Source organism: uncultured Pseudacidovorax sp. (assembly GCF_913773995.1).
GTDB lineage: Bacteria > Pseudomonadota > Gammaproteobacteria > Burkholderiales > Burkholderiaceae_C > Xenophilus.
The window spans coordinates 1-15,898 of sequence record NZ_CAJYES010000009.1; the positions used below are offsets into that span (position 1 = coordinate 1).

Below are 15,898 nucleotides of genomic sequence, written 5' to 3' on the forward strand. Positions count from 1 at the left end.
GGAGCGACGAGACCATCGGCGCCTTCACCGTCAAGTACTCCAGCACCGTCTCCAAGGACTACTTCGGCTTCGCCAGCAACCGCACCACCGGCTGGAAGGGCCGCGGCACCGGCTACCTGAACATCGCATACAGCAAGGAAATCTTCCCCAAGGTGACGCTGAAGGCCTCGGTGGGCTACACCGCGCTGTCCAGCGACATCCGCCGCAACACGCCCTACAAGAGCTACGTGGACTACAACGTCGGCGCCACCTACGACTTCGGCGGTGGCCTGAGCCTGACCGGCGCCATCGTCGGCGCCAACAAAAAGGACGCCTACCAGGCCACCACCGGCCAGCTCGTGCTGCCCGCCGGCACCTTCACGACCAGCGAGTCGCCCAACAAGGCACGCTTCATCGCCACGCTGACCAAGACCTTCTGACGACGGTGCGGCCCGCTGCTAACCTGCCGCCCCGATGACCGAGCGCGAACGCCCCGACCCCGACGCCTTGCTGGCGCAGATGCAGGCCGAGGATGGGCGCGCCCGCCGGGGCCGGCTGCGCATCTACTTCGGCGCCAACGCCGGCGTGGGCAAGACCTGGTCCATGCTCAGCGCCGCCAAGCGCGAGCGCGCCGCGGGCCGCGACGTGGTGGTCGGCGTGGTCGAGACCCACGGCCGCGCCGAGACCGCCGCGCTGGTCCACGGCCTGGAACAGCTGCCGCTGCGCCAGACGCCGCACCGCGGCCATGTGCTGCGCGAGTTCGACCTGGACGCCGCCCTGGTCCGCCGCCCGCAGTTGCTATTGGTGGACGAGCTGGCCCACAGCAACGCCCCCGGCTCGCGCCACGGCAAGCGCTGGCAGGACGTGCAGGAGCTGCTGGAAGCCGGCATCGAGGTCTGGACCGCCCTCAACGTGCAGCACCTGGAAAGCCTCAACGGCACCGTGGGCGCCATCACCGGCATCCGCGTGCACGAGACCGTGCCCGACGGCGTGCTGGACGAGGCCGACGAGGTGGTGCTGGTCGATGCCACGCCCGACGAGCTGCTGGCCCGCCTGGCCGCCGGAAAGGTCTACCTGCCGCAGCAGGCGCGGCAGGCGCAGCAGAACTTCTTCCGCAAGGGCAACCTGATCGCGCTGCGCGAGATCGCCCTGCGCCGCACCGCCGAGCATGTGGAAGACGACGTGCGCGGCTGGCGGGTGGAGCAGTCGGGCGCCCGCGCCGACGGCCAGACGCCGCCCGCCTGGAACACCTCGGGCGCGCTGCTGGCGGCCATCGGCCCCGGCGAGGCCGCGGCCCACACGGTGCGCGTGGCGGCACGCATGGCCGGCCAGCTCAACGTGCGCTGGCATGCGGCCTATGTGGAGACGGCGCGGCTCGCCCGTATGCCCGCCGGCCAGCGCGACCAGGTGCTGGCCGCCCTGCACCTGGCCGAGGAACTGGGCGCCGAGACCGCCGTGCTCACCGACGAGGACGTGGCCGGCGCGCTGGCGGCGCAGGCGCGACGCCTCAATTGCGCCACGCTGATCCTCGGCCCCGCGGCCGGCAGCGCAGACGCGCCGGCCTGGGACCGCTGGCTGGCCCGCATCCGCCGGCCGCTGGCCGAGCGGCTGGGCCGCCGCGCCCCCGACCTGGACCTGGTCTGCGTGGGCCGCACCGACAGCGCGCGTCGCCTGGCCCGCTCGCCCGCCGGTCTGCGCACCGGCAACACCGAGGACGAACCCGCGCGCGCGGCGGGGCCGTGGAAGGGCCTGGCCTGCGCCGCCGCTGTCTGCGTGGGTGTGACGCTGCTGGCCACGCCTCTGTCGGGCGTGCTGGAGCTGTCGAACATCGTCATGCTCTACCTGCTGGGCGTGGTGGGCGTGGCGTGGCGCTTCGGCCGCACGCCGGCGGCCTTCGGCGCGCTGATCAACGTGCTGGCCTTCGACTTCTTCTTCGTGCAGCCCACCTTCTCCTTCGCGGTGAGCGACGTGCAGTACGTGCTGACCTTCGCCGTGATGCTGGGCGTGGGCCTGCTGGTGGGCCAGCTCACGGCGGGGCTGCGCTTCCAGGCCGCCGTGTCGGCCAGCCGGGCGCTGCGCACGCAGTCGCTGTTCGAGCTGACGCGCGACCTGTCGGCCGCGCTGGAGCGAACACAGGTGGCGGACATCGGCGCCGCCGCCGTGCAGCGGCATTTCGGCGGCGAGGCGCTGGTGCTCACCGCCGACGCGCAAGACCGGCTGCAGCCACCGGCCGCCGCGCCCGCGGGCTTCGACTTCAGCGTGGCCGACTGGGCCTGGCAGCATGGCCAGAGCGCAGGCCTGGGCACCGGCACGCTGTCGGCCCAGCCCTGGCACTACGTGGCGCTCAAGGCACCGATGCGGGTGCGCGGCGTGCTGGCCCTGCGGCCGGCCGAGCCACGCTGGCTGCTCGTGCCCGAGCAGGCCCAGCAGCTGGAGACGCTGGCCCGCCAGATCGCCATCGCCGTGGAGCGGGTGCACTACGTGGAGGTGGCACAGCAGGCGGTCGTCGACATCGAATCCGAACGCCTGCGCAATGCGCTGCTGGGCGCGCTGTCGCACGACGTGCGCACGCCGCTGACGGCGCTGATCGCGCTGGCCGAATCGCTGCAGCGCCTGCCCGGCGCCGATGCGTCGCCCGCCATCGGCGAAGCCACGCAGGCCATCGTGGCGCAGGCCCGGGCGCTGAGCGCGCTGGTCAACAACCTGCTGGACATGGCCCGGCTCGAAAGCGGGGCGGCCGGCGCGGCCGTGAGCCTGCGGCACGACTGGCAATCGGTGGAGGAAGTGGTCGGCAGCGCCATCCGCGCCACCCGCTCCGTGCTGCCCGCCGGCGCCGTTCGCACGTCCCTGCCCGCCGAGCTGCCGCTGGTCGAGTTCGACGCCGTGCTGCTCGAGCGCGTGCTGGTCAACCTGCTGGAGAACGCCGCCCGCTACGGTGCGCCGCCGGTGGTGATTTCGGCGCGGGCGCTGCCGCAGACGCTGCAGCTGACCGTGCGCGACCACGGCCCCGGCCTGCCCGCGTCGCTGCAGGGCCAGCCGGACCAGCTCTTCGAGAAGTTCACCCGCGGCCATGCCGAGTCGGCCACGCCCGGCGTGGGCCTGGGTCTGGCCATCTGCAAGGCCATCGTGCAGGCCCATGGCGGGCAGATCCATGCGGCCGATGCGGTGCCGGACGCGGCGGGCGGCGGCGCAGAATTCACTGTCGTGCTGCCGCGGCGCGATCCCCCTACCGCGCCACCCTGAATCCTGCCGCCATGCCTGTCGCCGCCCCGCCGCCTTCCGCCACCGCCCCCACTGCCGTCGTCATCGAGGACGAGCCGCAGATCCGCCGCTTCGTGCGCGGCGCGCTGGAGGCCGAGGGCTGGCAGGTGCACGAGGCCGGCGAGTTGCGCGAGGGCCTGGCCATGGCCGGCACCCGCCAGCCCGACCTGCTGGTGCTGGACCTGGGCCTGCCCGACGGCGACGGTCTCGAGCTGATCCGCGACGTGCGGGGCTGGTCGGGCGTGCCGATCATCGTGCTCTCGGCCCGCAGCGACGAGGCAGACAAGATCGCCGCGCTCGACGCCGGCGCCGACGACTACCTCACCAAGCCCTTCGGCACCGGCGAGCTGCTGGCACGCGTGCGGGCCAACCTGCGGCGGCCTCGCGCGGTCGGCGAAGTCCAGGCCGATCCAGTGTTCCGCTTCGGCGAGGGTGAAGGCGCCGTCGAAGTCGACCGCATGAACCGCCAGGTGCGGCGCGGCGGCGAGCCCCTGCATCTCACGCCCACCGAATACCGGCTGCTGTGCACGCTGATTGCCAATGCCGGCCGCGTGCTCACGCATCGCCAGTTGCTGCGCGAGGTCTGGGGTCCATCGCATTCCGAGCAAAGCCATTACCTGCGCGTCTACATGGGCCACCTGCGGCAGAAGCTGGAGCTCGACCCGGCGCAGCCGCGCCACCTGCTGACAGAGACGGGCGTGGGCTACCGGCTGGTGCTGCAGCCAGCCTGACCGGCGCACCGCGGCCGCGCGTGGGACAACCCGCACAGCCGCGACTGCCGCGGGCTGGCATGAGCGCGGGCTGCGGCGGGCTATCATGGCCGGCTTGGGTGCGAGGCGCAGACGGGCGCCACGCAGGAGTCGCGAAGGTCGGGCCGCCTCGCGGATCGCTCCTGGAGATCCGTCCATGCATCGGACAGCCACGCCCCATGCCCTTCCGCGCGCCCAGCGCATCGCCCAACGCGCCTTCGCCGCCTTCGAACGTTTCCTCCACATCGAAGCCGTCAGCGGCATCGTGCTGCTGGCCGCCGCGGCCTTCGCGTTGATCTGGGCCAACTCGCCCTGGCAAGGCAGTTACGACGCGCTCTGGCACCTGCCGGTCGGCATCAGCATCGGCGCCTGGTCCGCCGCGCCCTCGCTGCACTTCTGGATCAACGACGGGCTGATGACGCTGTTCTTCCTGGTGGTGGGCATGGAGATCCGCCGCGAGATCCACGAAGGCGCGCTCTCCAACCTGCGGCAGGCGCTGCTGCCCATCGGCGCGGCGCTGGGCGGCGTCGCCGTGCCCGCACTGCTGTACCTGGCGCTCAACCACGACCCCGTCCGACAGGCCGGCTGGGCCGTGCCCACGGCCACCGACATCGCCTTCGCCGTCGGCGTGCTCGCGCTGCTGGGCCGGGGCATCCCGGGCAATGTGCGCGTCTTCCTGCTGGCCCTGGCCATCATCGACGACGTGATCGCGGTGCTGATCATCGCCCTCTTCTATTCGGGCGGCCTGGCGCCGGCCGGCTTCGCGGTGGCCGCCATCGGCGTGCTGATGGTGCTGGGACTGCAGCGCATCGGCGCCGGCTCGGCCTGGGCCTATGTGCTGCCGGGCGCGGTGCTGTGGGGCGGCATCCTGATGACCGGCGCGCACCCCACGCTGGCCGGCGTGGTGCTGGGCCTGATGACGCCCGTGCGCCCCGGCCGGCTCGGCCTGCCAGCCCAGCAGCTGATCGACGAGGCCGCCACCCACCTGCGCAGTGCGGCGCAGGACGCCCGCCTGGGTGCTGCACCGGCGGCCCTGCTGCATCCGCGGCGACAGCTGCTGCAGGCCCAGCGCGAACTGGTGCCCGCCGTCTCCCGCGTGCAGATGGCGCTGCATCCCTGGGTCGCCTTCGGCGTGATGCCGGTGTTCGCGCTGGCCAATGCCGGCGTGCACCTCGGCGGCGGTGGTGGCGACGCCAGCGCCGCGGGCTGGGTGATGGCGGGCGTGATGGTCGCGCTGGTGGCCGGCAAGCCGCTGGGCATCATCGGCGCCAGCTGGCTCATGGTGCGCAGCGGCCTGTGCCGCCTGCCGCCGGGTGTGGACTGGGGCGGCATCGCGCTGGTGGGCCTGCTGGCCGGCATCGGCTTCACCATGTCCATCTTCATCGCCATGCTGGCCTTTGCCGACCCGGCCCTGCTGGCAGCCGCCAAACTGGGCGTGCTCGCGGCGTCGTTGGTGGCGGCGGTACTGGGGCTGGGCTGGGGATGGGTCTATCGCGCGCGCCAGCGAGCGGCTTGGGCCGGCGCAGCGCCGACATCGTCCGCTTGACGACCTAGGACGGGCGTCCTATGCTCGCGCGCCATGATTAGGACACCCGTCCTAGCCATTCGCCACCGACCGCAACCGTGCCCGACCTCTCTCCCACTCGCCAGCAGATCGTCGATGCCGCCGATGCGCTGTTCTACAGCCAGGGCTTCACCCACACCTCCTTTGCCCATGTGGCGCAGGCCGTGGGCATCTCGCGCGGCAACTTCTATCACCACTTCAAGAGCAAGGACGAGATCCTCGATGCGGTGATTGCCCAGCGACTGGCCGGGACCGAGGCCCTGCTGGCAGCGTGGAGCGCGGCAGGCGAGGCGCCGGCCGGACGCCTGCGTTGCTTCGTCCACATGCTGCTCGCCAACCAGGCGCCGATCATGGCCCACGGATGTCCCGTGGGCTCGCTGTGCGCGGAACTGGGCAAGCTGGACCATCCGGCACTCGGCGCGGCACGCGACGTGTTCGCGCTGTTCCGCGACTGGCTGGCGAACGAATTCGCGCGTGCCGGCCTGGGCGACGAGGCGCCAGGGCTGGCCATGCATCTGCTGGCGCGCAGCCAGGGCGTTGCGGTGCTGGCGCAGGCTTTTCGCAACCCCGCCTTCATTGCGGCCGAGGTCCTGCTGCTGGAATCCTGGCTGGCCGAGGTGCTCGCACCGGCCGCCCGCCGCCCCTCGCGGCGCGCCGCAGCCTGACGCGCCGCCGTTCCAACTCCCAAGGAGGAGAACCCATGTACACCATCGTGCTTCGCTTCACCGAGCGCCGGGCCGAGTCCGCGCGCTGGATGGAGGACCACACCACCTGGCTGCGCCAGGGCTTCGACGACGGTGTGTTCCTGCTTGCGGGCAGCCTGCATCCGCAGACGGGCGGTGCCATCCTCGCGCATGGGGAAAGCCGCGAAGCCATGACCGCGCGCGTGGCCGCCGATCCCTTCATGGTCCAGGGCGTGGTGGAGGCGGAGATCCTGGAGATCGCGCCCTCGCGCACCGACGCGCGACTGGCCTTCCTGGCCGAGGGAGCCATCGCATGATGGGCACCCTGCCCGGGCCGGATGGCCACGAACGCTGCCGCTGGTGCGCGGCCACACCGGCCTACGGCCACTACCACGACCACGAGTGGGGCTACCCCGTCGCCGACGACCGGCGCCTTTTCGAGAAGCTGTGCCTGGAAGGCTTCCAGTCCGGTCTGAGCTGGCTGACCATCCTGAACAAACGCGAGAACTTCCGTGCGGCGTTCGTCGGCTTCGACTTCGACCGCGTGGCCGCCTTCGGCGAGGCCGATGTGGCCCGGCTGCTGCAGGACGCCGGCATCGTGCGCCACCGCGGCAAGATCGAGGCCGCCATCCATAACGCGCGCTGCGCGCAGGAGCTGATTGCCCGCGAAGGCTCATTGGCCGCCTATGTCTGGCGGCATGAAGACCCCGCCGACCGGGGCAATGGCGTGACGGTGCGGGCCACTTCGCCGGCCTCCGTCGCCATGTCGAAGGATCTGAAGAAGCGCGGCTGGAAATTCGTGGGCCCGACGACGGTGTATGCGTTCATGCAGGCCATGGGCCTGGTCAACGACCATGCGGTGGGATGCGCGTTTCGGGAAAAGGCGATGGACGCGCGGGCCCGATTTCAGCCACCGAGCGGAAATCTGTGAGCCGTTTTGGGGCATGGTCAGATTAGCGTCACCGTCGTTCTAGATTGCAACTTAAGTTTGCAAATCTGTTTTCATCAAATCACAATCTCTCCGCAAATTCAGGAGGACGTGAGGATGGACAGATCTAACGACAGTGCACAGCGCGGGGATTCTGACGCGTCCCCAATGCCTGACCCTTCGGACTGGGCGGACCTCAGCCCTCTTTCACAACCCAACCATTCAGAGGGCTGGAAGCGCAGGTACCTGCTCAAGTTGCGCAGCGCCGCCTACGAGCGGCTCCGCACTCCGGCGCCGCGCAAGCGTCAGGCTTAGGGCTTCGTCGCCCGCGGGGGCCTCCGACCACCCCGAAATTAGCCCCTCGCTCATCGTCGGAGCCATTGAAGCGCGCCCACCGCGCCTTGCCCATTGCTGCGCTCGAATTGAGAACGCTGATCCATCAAAGCGCTCAAGAACGCCGGTTTATTGACTTAAGTCAAAGCCGCGCACTCGTCGCCGCAGCGTGCGCCCCGTGGCATTTCTTCGCCCGAGCCATAAATAGGCCGCCAGCGCCACCGACTCTCCTCCGTCGGCATCGTTCATGGACGCGTCCTCATCGCTGGTCCAGGCAGACGATGCCGCGCCCAGGACCGCGTGCAAGTTCATCTCGCGGACATCGCCGAGCCCCGCATCCCTGCGGCCGTCGGTCATGGCGTCAAAGGCAATGGCGGTCGACGGCGTCAGCCCGGTCAACCCCAGCACACGCCACGGCGCATTCTGGAAGGTGCCCGGCGAGTGAAGGCAGGTCGACGCAGCAGACGGCGGTCTGAAGTGCGGAGGCCACGACACGTTGCCGGGCCAGGTAAGCCGCTCAGCGCAAAATGTGTTCCAGGACAACGACTTCAATTGATATGCGCATTGCCACCTGGAACGTCAACTCGCTCACCGCCCGCCTCCAGCACGTGCTGGACTGGCTGATCGCCAACCCCGTCGACCTGCTGTGCCTGCAGGAGCTCAAGATGACGGACGACAAGTTCCCATTGGAGGTGCTCAAGTCCGCCGGCTACGAGGCCGTAAGCTTTGGCCAGAAGACCTACAACGGCGTGGCGCTGCTGAGCCTGGCTCCCCTGCGTGAAGTCCACCGCAACATCGGCGGCTTCGAGGACGAGCATTCACGCGTGATCAGCGCCACCGTCGATACCTCGAAGGGCCCGCTGCGCGTGGTCAATGGCTACTTCGTCAATGGCCAGGCACCCGGCTCCGACAAGTTCACCTACAAGATGCGCTGGCTAGAGGCGCTTCGGGACTGGCTGAGCACCGAGATGGCCGCGCATCCCCGACTGGTGCTGCTGGGCGACTTCAACATTGCGCCAGAAGACCGCGACAGCTACGACCCGGTCGGTCTGAAAGAGACCATCCATCACACGACCGAGGAGCGCCAGCATTTCCAGGCGCTGTTGCAACTCGGCCTGGTCGACAGCTTCAGGCTGTTCGAACAGCCGGAGAAGAGCTTCTCGTGGTGGGACTACCGCATGCTGGGTTACCAGAAGAACCGCGGCCTGCGCATCGACCACATTCTGGTGAGCGAAGCCCTGGTGCCCGAAGTGCGCGCCTGCACCATCGATCGGGTGCCGCGCAGATGGGAAAAGCCCAGCGACCATGCGCCGGTGGTGCTCGATCTGGCGGACTGAGCCATCGGCTGGGCCATCGGCCGACGACCTTCAGTCGAACAACAACCCACGCGCCCTCGGGCGCTTGGGCCGCGCGGCTGCTCAGGCGTCGTCCTGATCCAGACCGAGCTCCGCGATCTTGCGCGTGATGGTGTTGCGACCGATGCCGAGCTTCTGCGCAGCCTCGATCCGGCGACCCCGTGTGAACGACAGCGCCGTCAGAATGAGGTGCGACTCGAATCGGCGCGACAGGGCATCCCAGACGTCCGGCTGACCGGCCGCCAACATGGCCTGGGCTTCCGCGTCGAGCCCCTGCTCCCAGCCACTTGGCGGTGCGGCAGACGCCGCGCCCGCCAAGGGCGCCGCGACAGGGATCGCCGCGGGCGCAGGCATGGACAGGTGGGTCCCACCACCACCCGTTGCCGTGATTGGCTCCACGCCCACTGGCTCAGCGGAAGCCATGGGCACGCCTACCCCGACCTGCGGCAGGGCAACCGGCGCATGGCCCGATTCGGACGACGCATTCGTCAGCACTTCCGGCGGCAGATCCTTCGGCTCGATCAGCTGGGCGGGCGCCATCACCGTCAGCCAGTGGCAGATGTTCTCCAGCTGGCGGACGTTGCCCGGAAAGTTGAAGGCAGACAGCTGCGCCAGTGCCGCATCGGAGATGCGCTTGGGCTCCACACCCAGTTGCTTGGCACTCTGCTGCAGGAAGTGCCGAGTGAGCGACGGCACGTCTTCCTTGCGCTCGCGCAGGGCCGGCAGGCGCAGCCGGATGACGTTGAGACGGTGGAACAAGTCCTCGCGGAACACGCCCTGCTTGACCCGTTGCTCCAGGTCCTGGTGCGTGGCCGCGATCACGCGCACGTTGGCCTTCACGGCGTTGTGCCCGCCAACCCGGTAGAAATGCCCATCCGACAGTACGCGCAGCAGACGTGTCTGCAAGTCGAAAGGCATGTCGCCGATTTCGTCGAGGAATAGCGTCCCGCCGTCGGCCTGCTCGAAGCGGCCCCGACGCATGGTCTGCGCGCCGGTAAAGGCGCCGCGCTCATGGCCGAAGAGTTCGCTTTCCAGCAGGTCCTTCGGGATTGCCGCGGTGTTGATCGCCACGAAGGGTCCGTTGGACCGCGGCGAATGCTTGTGCAGTGCGCGGGCCACCAGCTCCTTGCCAGAGCCGGACTCGCCGGTGATCAGCACCGTCACATTGCTCTGAGACAGCCGACCGATGGCACGGAACACGTCCTGCATCGCCGGCGCCTGCCCCAGCATCTCGGGCGTGGCCTGCATGCGCTCCTCGGCCACCTCCTCGCGCTGGCTCTCGTCCACCGCGCGGCGGATGAGCTCGACGGCGCGCGGCAGATCGAAGGGCTTTGGCAGGTACTCGAAGGCACCGCCCTGGAAGGCCGACACAGCACTGTCCAGGTCGGAGAAAGCGGTCATGATGATGACCGGCAGGCCGGGGTGCTTCTGCTTGATCTTGTCGAGCAGGTCCAGGCCCGAACCGCCTGGCATGCGGATGTCGCTGACCAGCACCTGTGGCCCCTGCATCTCGTCATCGTTGGCGGCCTCGAGCGCCGCCAGCACCTCGCGCGTATTGGTGAAGCTGCGCGTGGGCAGGTCCTCTCGCAACAGCGCCTTTTCAAGCACGAAGCGTATCGATTGGTCGTCGTCCACTATCCAGATCGGCTTCATGCAGCTCCTTGTTATCCTTTCCTGCTACGGCAGCGGTATCAATATCGTGAAGTCGGTTCGGCCGGGCACGCTGTCGCACTCGATGACCCCATGGTGCTGTTGCACGAAGGTCTGCGCCAGTGTCAGCCCCAATCCGGTCCCGCCCTCCCTGCCCGACACGAGCGGATAGAAGATGCGGTCCTTGATCGAGTCCGGGACACCCGGGCCGTTGTCGATGACATGCAATTCCAGTGCCAATCGCCACCACTGTTTGTTGAGAATGACCTGACGGGCGATGCGGGTGCGAAAGATGATGCGGGCATCGCCGGCAGCGCGCCGCTCGGACAGGGCCTGCGCCGCGTTATGCGCGATGTTGAGCGTGGCCTGAATCAGCTGCTCGCGATCGCCCCGGAATTCGGGAATGGAGGGGTCGAAGTCGCGCTCCACCTCCAGGTCGTGAGGAAACTCGGCCAGCAACACCGAGCGCACCCGCTCGCACACCTCGTGGATGTTGACGTCGCCCACCACATGCGGGCGCCGATGCGGCGCCAGCAGACGGTCCACCAGCGACTGCAGCCGGTCGGCCTCGTGGATGATGACCTGCGTGTATTCGATGAGGTCGCGCGACTCGATCTCCATCTGCAGCAGCTGCGCTGCACCCCGGATGCCGCCCAGCGGGTTCTTGATCTCGTGCGCGAGGTTACGGATCAGCTCCTTGTTGGCCTGGGCCTGGTCGAGCAGGCGCACCTCGCGATCCTGGCGCACCTGCTGCTCCTGCGGCGACATCTCCAGCAGCAGTTCAGCCTTGCGATCGGCCTGGGCCAGCGTGACCAGCACCGGCAGCGGCTCCTGCGTGCCGCGGCGCAGCTGGGCCTCGTAGCGCAGGGTGGCGAAGTCGTTGCTGCGTGCACCATCGATGGCCGTGCGCAGCGTCCCGGCATCGACGAAGAAGTTGCCCAGCGCCGCGCCTTCGAGCGTGCGGCGCGAGGTACCCAACGCGTCCTCCAGGGCCGAGTTGGCAAAGAGGATCGTGCCGTCGTGGCGGATCACCACCACCAGTGTGGCGAGCAGATCGAAGGCCTGGAAGCGCTTGCTGGCGCGCGCAACCGTACCGAAGGCCATCAGCGAGACGCCGGCAGGCGGTCCAGTTCGCGGCGCAGGCTGGCCAGGTCGGCCTCATTGCGGGCAAGCTCGGCCTTCATCTCGGCCACACGGTCCAGGTACTTCTGATAGTTGCGCGCCTCGCTGCCCTGCTTCTCGGGCTCGCCATTGTTGTAGTCCTTCAACAGCTCGGACTGCCGGGCTTCCAGTCGGCGAAGCTCGCCTTCGAGTACTCGGCGAGCGTCGCTGTCGCGCGCACGCTGCTCGGGCGAATCGACACGCGGGCCCGCGCCAGCGGGCCGCGAAGCGGCGGGCGATGAAGACGTGGCTGCACCCGCAGGCCGCGTGCCCTGCACCACGGTCACATTGCCTCCCTCGACCACCTTGCAGCCACGGCGCTGCGCATCGGCAGCGTTGTTGGTGTACTCGTTGCCACAGCGCCAGATGCGCTCCTGCGCCTGCGCGCCGATAGAGCAGCCCAAACCGAGCAGGACAAGAAGAGGCAGGTAGGGTTTCATCATCACGGACGGAGAGAAAGGGCTTGGCGCGGCAGGAAGATGCCGCGCCGCATTGTCTTGCAATTGGAAGACGGGCCGACAGGCCGGTTCCCGCACCAAAGAAAAAGGACGGCCTGGGCCGTCCTTGTTTGCGATATCGCCGGGCGCCGAGGCGCCCGGGAACATCACAGCGAGTAGTACATGTCGAACTCGACCGGGTGCGGGGCCATGCGGAAGCGCGTGACTTCGCCCATCTTGAGGTCGATGTAGGCATCGATCATGGAATCGGTGAACACGCCGCCCTTGGTCAGGAAGGCACGGTCCTTGTCGAGGTACTCGAGAGCCTGGTCCAGGCTGTGGCAGACGGTGGGGACCAGCGCGTCCTCTTCCGGCGGCAGGTGGTACAGGTCCTTGGTGGCGGCTTCGCCCGGGTGGATCTTGTTCTCGATGCCGTCCAGACCGGCCATCAGCAGGGCCGAGAAGCACAGGTAGGGGTTGGCCGAGGGATCGGGGAAGCGCGCTTCGATGCGGCGGCCCTTCGGGTTGGCGACGAAGGGGATGCGGATCGAGGCTGAGCGGTTCTTGGCCGAGTAGGCCAGCTTCACAGGGGCTTCGAAGCCGGGAACCAGGCGCTTGTAGCTGTTGGTGCCGGGGTTGGTGATCGCGTTCAGCGCGCGGGCGTGCTTAATGATGCCGCCGATGTAGTACAGGGCGGTGTCGGACAGGCCGGCATAGCCGTCGCCAGCGAACAGGTTCTTGCCGTCCTTCCAGATGGACTGGTGCACGTGCATGCCCGAGCCGTTGTCGCCCGCGTAGGGCTTGGGCATGAAGGTGGCAGTCTTGCCGTAGGTGTTGGCCACGTTCCAGACCACGTACTTCAGGACCTGAGTCCAGTCGGCGCGCTCAACCAGGGTCGAGAACTTGGTGCCGATTTCGTTCTGACCGGCGCCAGCCACTTCGTGGTGGAACACTTCGACGGGGATGCCCAGGCTTTCCAGGACCAGGACCATTTCGGAACGCATGTCCTGGGTGCTGTCGACCGGAGGAACGGGGAAGTAGCCGCCCTTGGTGGTGGGACGGTGACCGCGGTTGCCGCCTTCCATCTTGGCGCCGCTGTTCCAGGGCGCTTCGTACTCGTCGATCTCGCTGAAGACGCGGCCGGGCTCGTTGCTCCAGCGAACGCTGTCGAAGATGAAGAACTCGGGCTCGGGACCGAAGTAGGCGGTGTCGCCCAGGCCGGTGGACTTCAGGTAGGCCTCGGCCTTCTTGGCGACCGAGCGGGGATCGCGGTCGTAGGGCTTGCCGTCGGCGGGCTCGAGCACATCGCACTGCAGGAACAGCGTGGTCTCTTCGAAGAAGGGATCGATGTTGGCGGTGCTCGGGTCGGGCATCAGCTGCATGTCGGAGGCTTCGATGCCCTTCCAGCCAGCGATCGAGGAGCCATCGAAGGCATGACCCGAGGTGAATTTGTCTTCATCGAAGGCCGAAACGGGCACGGTCACGTGCTGTTCCTTGCCGCGGGTGTCGGTGAATCGGAAGTCGACGAACTTGACCTCGTTTTCCTTGACGAGTTTCATGACGTCGGCGACGGTCTTTGCCATCAGGTTCTCCTGGGGGAATGGAAGGGGTTGACGAAACTAGCGCCTGAGACAAACGCAGGTTCTATGCCATTTTCAACTGTGTCGGCACTGTTGATCGCGTGAGATTGTTCTCGGGGCGCCGAGCGCATGAATGCACCTCCATAGTGCACTGCGATTTATCGCACCAACTCAGGGCCTATCGATGCACCAAAATCGGATAACCCTTGCTTGAGGCGTGCATAGGCCGACTCAAGTTGGCGCACGTCGCCCTTGACGCCCAGCTCGATATGCTTTCCGTACTGCGGATGGTCGACGCTGGGCAGGCTGAACACCTTGACGCCGCCGAATTCGCCTTCGATGGCCTCCATGAGAGGCGTGAGGCTGGCTTCCATTGCACCGAAAACGATCAGCGAGCGCTCCAGCACGGCCGCCTCCCGATGAAGGTGGGCGTACCGATGGTCCAGCACCCATTCGACCATCGGCCAGGCCATCACCGGGAAGCCGGGCACGAAATGGACGTCAGCGACGCTGAAGCCGGGAATCTTGTTGTAGGGGTTGGGAATGATCGACGCGCCCTGCGGAAACACCCCCATGTTGAGGCGATGGATGTTGTCGGCACGATCGGGCTCAAAGGGCACGCCCTGTTCGCGCGCAGTGTCCCGCATGCGCTCACGGATCAGCTCGGCGGCTTCCGGATGGAGCGCCAGCGGCACACCCCGCGCCGCCGCGGCGCACTGGCGCGTGTGGTCATCGGGCGTGGCACCGATGCCACCAGTGGAAAAGACGATGTCCGGCCCCTCGAAGGCACGCTGAAGGGCTGCGGTGATACGCACCGGATCGTCGCCGACATACTCTGCCCAGGACAGCGACAGGCCGCGCGCGGCGAGCAGTTCGATGATCCGAGCCATGTGCTTGTCGGCGCGCTTGCCCGAGAGGATCTCGTCGCCGACGATGATCAGGCCGAAGGCCCGGCTTTCAGAAGAACTCATGCTGAAGGAGGAGTGGAAGAAGGCAGGAGCGGCACGGGCATGTCCGGCGGTGGTCCGACGGACGTCAGAGCGGTGGCTGGCTCGGCCGAAGCAGCCATCTCGCGCCGCAACTGCGCCAGAGCCTCGAGCGCGTAATGGGCGAACCACAGGGCCGAGAAGGCGAAGACCAGCGTGTAGATCCACATCGCCACGGGAATCAGGATGAAGAACGCCGCGGCGAAGACCAGCCCGGAGGCCCACACGATGCTCGGAGCTGCGCCGAGATAGCCACACACGATGCCGATGGTGAGCAGGCGCAGCCGGTGGCGGCGCATGAGGATGCGGCGCTCCTCGGCGCTGGCATGTTCGGCCAGCGTATCAAAGCTCATCACATGGCAGGTGAGCCAACCCCAAATCAGCGGCGGCAACACCAGCACGAGTGGAGGAATGAGCCAGAGCGGAACCGACACCAGCAGAGCCAGCACGGCTGCCAAGGTCAGCGCGACGGAGCGCACGATGCTGCTCACCATGCCCGCCCCGCGCTTCTTTTCCAGGGCCGGGAAGCGTCGCTCTGCTACAAGGCGCGTCAAGGCAGGCGACATGAACGCCGCCACCACGATCAACGACACCATCGCGAGAACAGGCGTCGCGCCCAGCAACACGATCAAGGGGGCCAGCAGGTTGCGCACGTCGCCCGCGAAGAGGCCCTGGAGCCAGTTCCACAGACCCGCAAGCAGGGGCCACGCATCCAGGGCGCCACGCGTCCAGCCGACCGCAGGCTCCCAGTACAGATAGGCCAGTCCAACGGAGGCCGTGACCATCAGCGCCAGCGGCATGAGCGACAGCAGAATGACCCGAGGGTGGAGGCAGTAGGCCGCCGCGCGCCAGCAGGAATCAGCGAGAAGACGCATCGGCGCGCAGCATAACCGCAGCCCGAGAGCCCCCGGCGGGTCGGGGCAAGTTCAGGCCCGCCCCACCAGACGTCGCAGTCCCAACCATTGTTGCGACCAGAATCCGCGCCCGTAGTCGCGTAAACGGCCGCTTGCATCGGGCTCCACTTGGTCGCGCACGCCGGTGGGCAGGTAGCGATCGTCGAAGTTGGACGTGCGAAGCAACATGTCCCACCAGGGCAGAAGCACCCCGAAGTTGCAGCCACCCAGCACGCCGGGCCGACCGACCTCCTCATGTCCGACGCCAATGGCATGGTGCAGTCGATGGAATCGAGGACTGACCCACAGACGCTCGCCCCATCGGCCGAAGTGAAGCCG

15 protein-coding genes and 1 pseudogene are annotated in these 15,898 nt (G+C 68.0%); 8 read left to right on the top strand and 8 right to left on the bottom strand.

Going from position 1 to position 15,898, the window contains the following annotated elements; translation table 11 throughout:
- The 7 genes from QZ772_RS00705 to QZ772_RS00735 all read left to right on the top strand — a co-directional run.
- Nucleotides 1-419, top strand: a 419-nt coding sequence (locus tag QZ772_RS00705; RefSeq protein WP_366510511.1) for a TorF family putative porin, incomplete at its 5' end; no start/stop codon positions are given.
- A 34-nt stretch (nucleotides 420-453) separates the two neighbouring features.
- Nucleotides 454-3,222, top strand: coding sequence for a DUF4118 domain-containing protein (locus tag QZ772_RS00710; protein WP_295522020.1), 2,769 nt, complete (start codon nucleotides 454-456; stop codon nucleotides 3,220-3,222).
- Nucleotides 3,223-3,233: 11 nt separating this feature from the next.
- Nucleotides 3,234-3,971 carry a two-component system response regulator KdpE gene (kdpE, locus tag QZ772_RS00715; RefSeq protein WP_295522023.1) on the top strand — a complete coding sequence of 246 codons (738 nt, stop codon included), beginning with the start codon at nucleotides 3,234-3,236 and terminating at the stop codon, nucleotides 3,969-3,971.
- Between the two features lie 175 nt (nucleotides 3,972-4,146).
- Nucleotides 4,147-5,535, top strand: a complete 1,389-nt coding sequence (nhaA, locus tag QZ772_RS00720; RefSeq protein ID WP_295522026.1) for a Na+/H+ antiporter NhaA — start codon at nucleotides 4,147-4,149, stop codon at nucleotides 5,533-5,535.
- A gap of 77 nt (nucleotides 5,536-5,612) precedes the next feature.
- Nucleotides 5,613-6,218, top strand: coding sequence for a TetR/AcrR family transcriptional regulator (locus QZ772_RS00725; protein ID WP_295522029.1), 606 nt, complete (start codon nucleotides 5,613-5,615; stop codon nucleotides 6,216-6,218).
- Between the two features lie 35 nt (nucleotides 6,219-6,253).
- Nucleotides 6,254-6,553: a YciI family protein gene (locus QZ772_RS00730; protein WP_295522032.1), complete on the top strand. Its 300-nt coding sequence runs from the start codon at nucleotides 6,254-6,256 to the stop codon at nucleotides 6,551-6,553.
- Nucleotides 6,550-7,167, top strand: a complete 618-nt coding sequence (locus tag QZ772_RS00735) for a DNA-3-methyladenine glycosylase I (RefSeq protein WP_295522035.1) — start codon at nucleotides 6,550-6,552, stop codon at nucleotides 7,165-7,167. Before QZ772_RS00730 ends, QZ772_RS00735 begins: the two co-directional genes overlap by 4 nt.
- 459 nt (nucleotides 7,168-7,626) lie before the next feature.
- Here the strand turns inward: QZ772_RS00735 and QZ772_RS00740 are convergent, their stop codons facing one another.
- A complete protein-coding gene (locus tag QZ772_RS00740) occupies nucleotides 7,627-7,854 on the bottom strand; it encodes a hypothetical protein (RefSeq protein ID WP_295522038.1) in 228 nt (75 codons plus the stop codon).
- Nucleotides 7,855-8,054: 200 nt separating this feature from the next.
- Here QZ772_RS00740 and xth point away from each other — a divergent pair, with 200 nt between their 5' ends.
- Entirely contained in the window at nucleotides 8,055-8,834 is a 780-nt protein-coding gene (gene xth / locus QZ772_RS00745) for an exodeoxyribonuclease III (RefSeq protein ID WP_295522041.1), read from the top strand.
- Nucleotides 8,835-8,915: 81 nt separating this feature from the next.
- Here the strand turns inward: xth and ntrC are convergent, their stop codons facing one another.
- The 7 genes and pseudogenes from ntrC to QZ772_RS00780 all read right to left on the bottom strand — a co-directional run.
- Nucleotides 8,916-10,505 carry a nitrogen regulation protein NR(I) gene (gene ntrC / locus QZ772_RS00750; protein ID WP_295522043.1) on the bottom strand — a complete coding sequence of 530 codons (1,590 nt, stop codon included), beginning with the start codon at nucleotides 10,503-10,505 and terminating at the stop codon, nucleotides 8,916-8,918.
- Nucleotides 10,506-10,529: 24 nt separating this feature from the next.
- The gene (gene glnL, locus QZ772_RS00755) at nucleotides 10,530-11,606 is read right to left on the bottom strand and encodes a nitrogen regulation protein NR(II) (RefSeq protein WP_295522046.1); all 1,077 of its coding nucleotides are present in this window, start codon (nucleotides 11,604-11,606) and stop codon (nucleotides 10,530-10,532) included.
- Complete coding sequence (locus QZ772_RS00760; RefSeq protein WP_295522058.1) at nucleotides 11,606-12,103, bottom strand: hypothetical protein; 498 nt, start codon at nucleotides 12,101-12,103, stop codon at nucleotides 11,606-11,608. Before QZ772_RS00760 ends, glnL begins: the two co-directional genes overlap by 1 nt.
- Before the next feature lie 164 nt (nucleotides 12,104-12,267).
- Nucleotides 12,268-13,683: a type I glutamate--ammonia ligase gene (gene glnA, locus QZ772_RS00765; RefSeq protein WP_295522049.1), complete on the bottom strand. Its 1,416-nt coding sequence runs from the start codon at nucleotides 13,681-13,683 to the stop codon at nucleotides 12,268-12,270.
- Between the two features lie 155 nt (nucleotides 13,684-13,838).
- The gene (locus QZ772_RS00770; protein WP_295522052.1) at nucleotides 13,839-14,651 is read right to left on the bottom strand and encodes a molybdopterin-binding protein; all 813 of its coding nucleotides are present in this window, start codon (nucleotides 14,649-14,651) and stop codon (nucleotides 13,839-13,841) included.
- Nucleotides 14,648-15,541 carry an EI24 domain-containing protein gene (locus QZ772_RS00775; RefSeq protein WP_295522055.1) on the bottom strand — a complete coding sequence of 298 codons (894 nt, stop codon included), beginning with the start codon at nucleotides 15,539-15,541 and terminating at the stop codon, nucleotides 14,648-14,650. Before QZ772_RS00775 ends, QZ772_RS00770 begins: the two co-directional genes overlap by 4 nt.
- Before the next feature lie 51 nt (nucleotides 15,542-15,592).
- Nucleotides 15,593-15,898: pseudogene (locus tag QZ772_RS00780) on the bottom strand (fatty acid hydroxylase); the annotation flags it as partial.

Bases quoted from the DNA above. Each gene is read 5' to 3' on its own strand.
- kdpE (WP_295522023.1), top strand. From the start codon at position 3,234: ATGCCTGTCGCCGCCCCGCCGCCTTCCGCCACCGCCCCCACTGCCGTC.
- QZ772_RS00775 (WP_295522055.1), bottom strand. From the start codon at position 15,541: ATGCGTCTTCTCGCTGATTCCTGCTGGCGCGCGGCGGCCTACTGCCTC.
- QZ772_RS00760 (WP_295522058.1), bottom strand. From the start codon at position 12,103: ATGAAACCCTACCTGCCTCTTCTTGTCCTGCTCGGTTTGGGCTGCTCT.
- QZ772_RS00770 (WP_295522052.1), bottom strand. From the start codon at position 14,651: ATGAGTTCTTCTGAAAGCCGGGCCTTCGGCCTGATCATCGTCGGCGAC.
- QZ772_RS00710 (WP_295522020.1), top strand. From the start codon at position 454: ATGACCGAGCGCGAACGCCCCGACCCCGACGCCTTGCTGGCGCAGATG.
- nhaA (WP_295522026.1), top strand. From the start codon at position 4,147: ATGCATCGGACAGCCACGCCCCATGCCCTTCCGCGCGCCCAGCGCATC.
- QZ772_RS00735 (WP_295522035.1), top strand. From the start codon at position 6,550: ATGATGGGCACCCTGCCCGGGCCGGATGGCCACGAACGCTGCCGCTGG.
- glnA (WP_295522049.1), bottom strand. From the start codon at position 13,683: ATGGCAAAGACCGTCGCCGACGTCATGAAACTCGTCAAGGAAAACGAG.
- xth (WP_295522041.1), top strand. From the start codon at position 8,055: ATGCGCATTGCCACCTGGAACGTCAACTCGCTCACCGCCCGCCTCCAG.
- QZ772_RS00740 (WP_295522038.1), bottom strand. From the start codon at position 7,854: ATGACCGACGGCCGCAGGGATGCGGGGCTCGGCGATGTCCGCGAGATG.
- QZ772_RS00730 (WP_295522032.1), top strand. From the start codon at position 6,254: ATGTACACCATCGTGCTTCGCTTCACCGAGCGCCGGGCCGAGTCCGCG.
- glnL (WP_295522046.1), bottom strand. From the start codon at position 11,606: ATGGCCTTCGGTACGGTTGCGCGCGCCAGCAAGCGCTTCCAGGCCTTC.
- ntrC (WP_295522043.1), bottom strand. From the start codon at position 10,505: ATGAAGCCGATCTGGATAGTGGACGACGACCAATCGATACGCTTCGTG.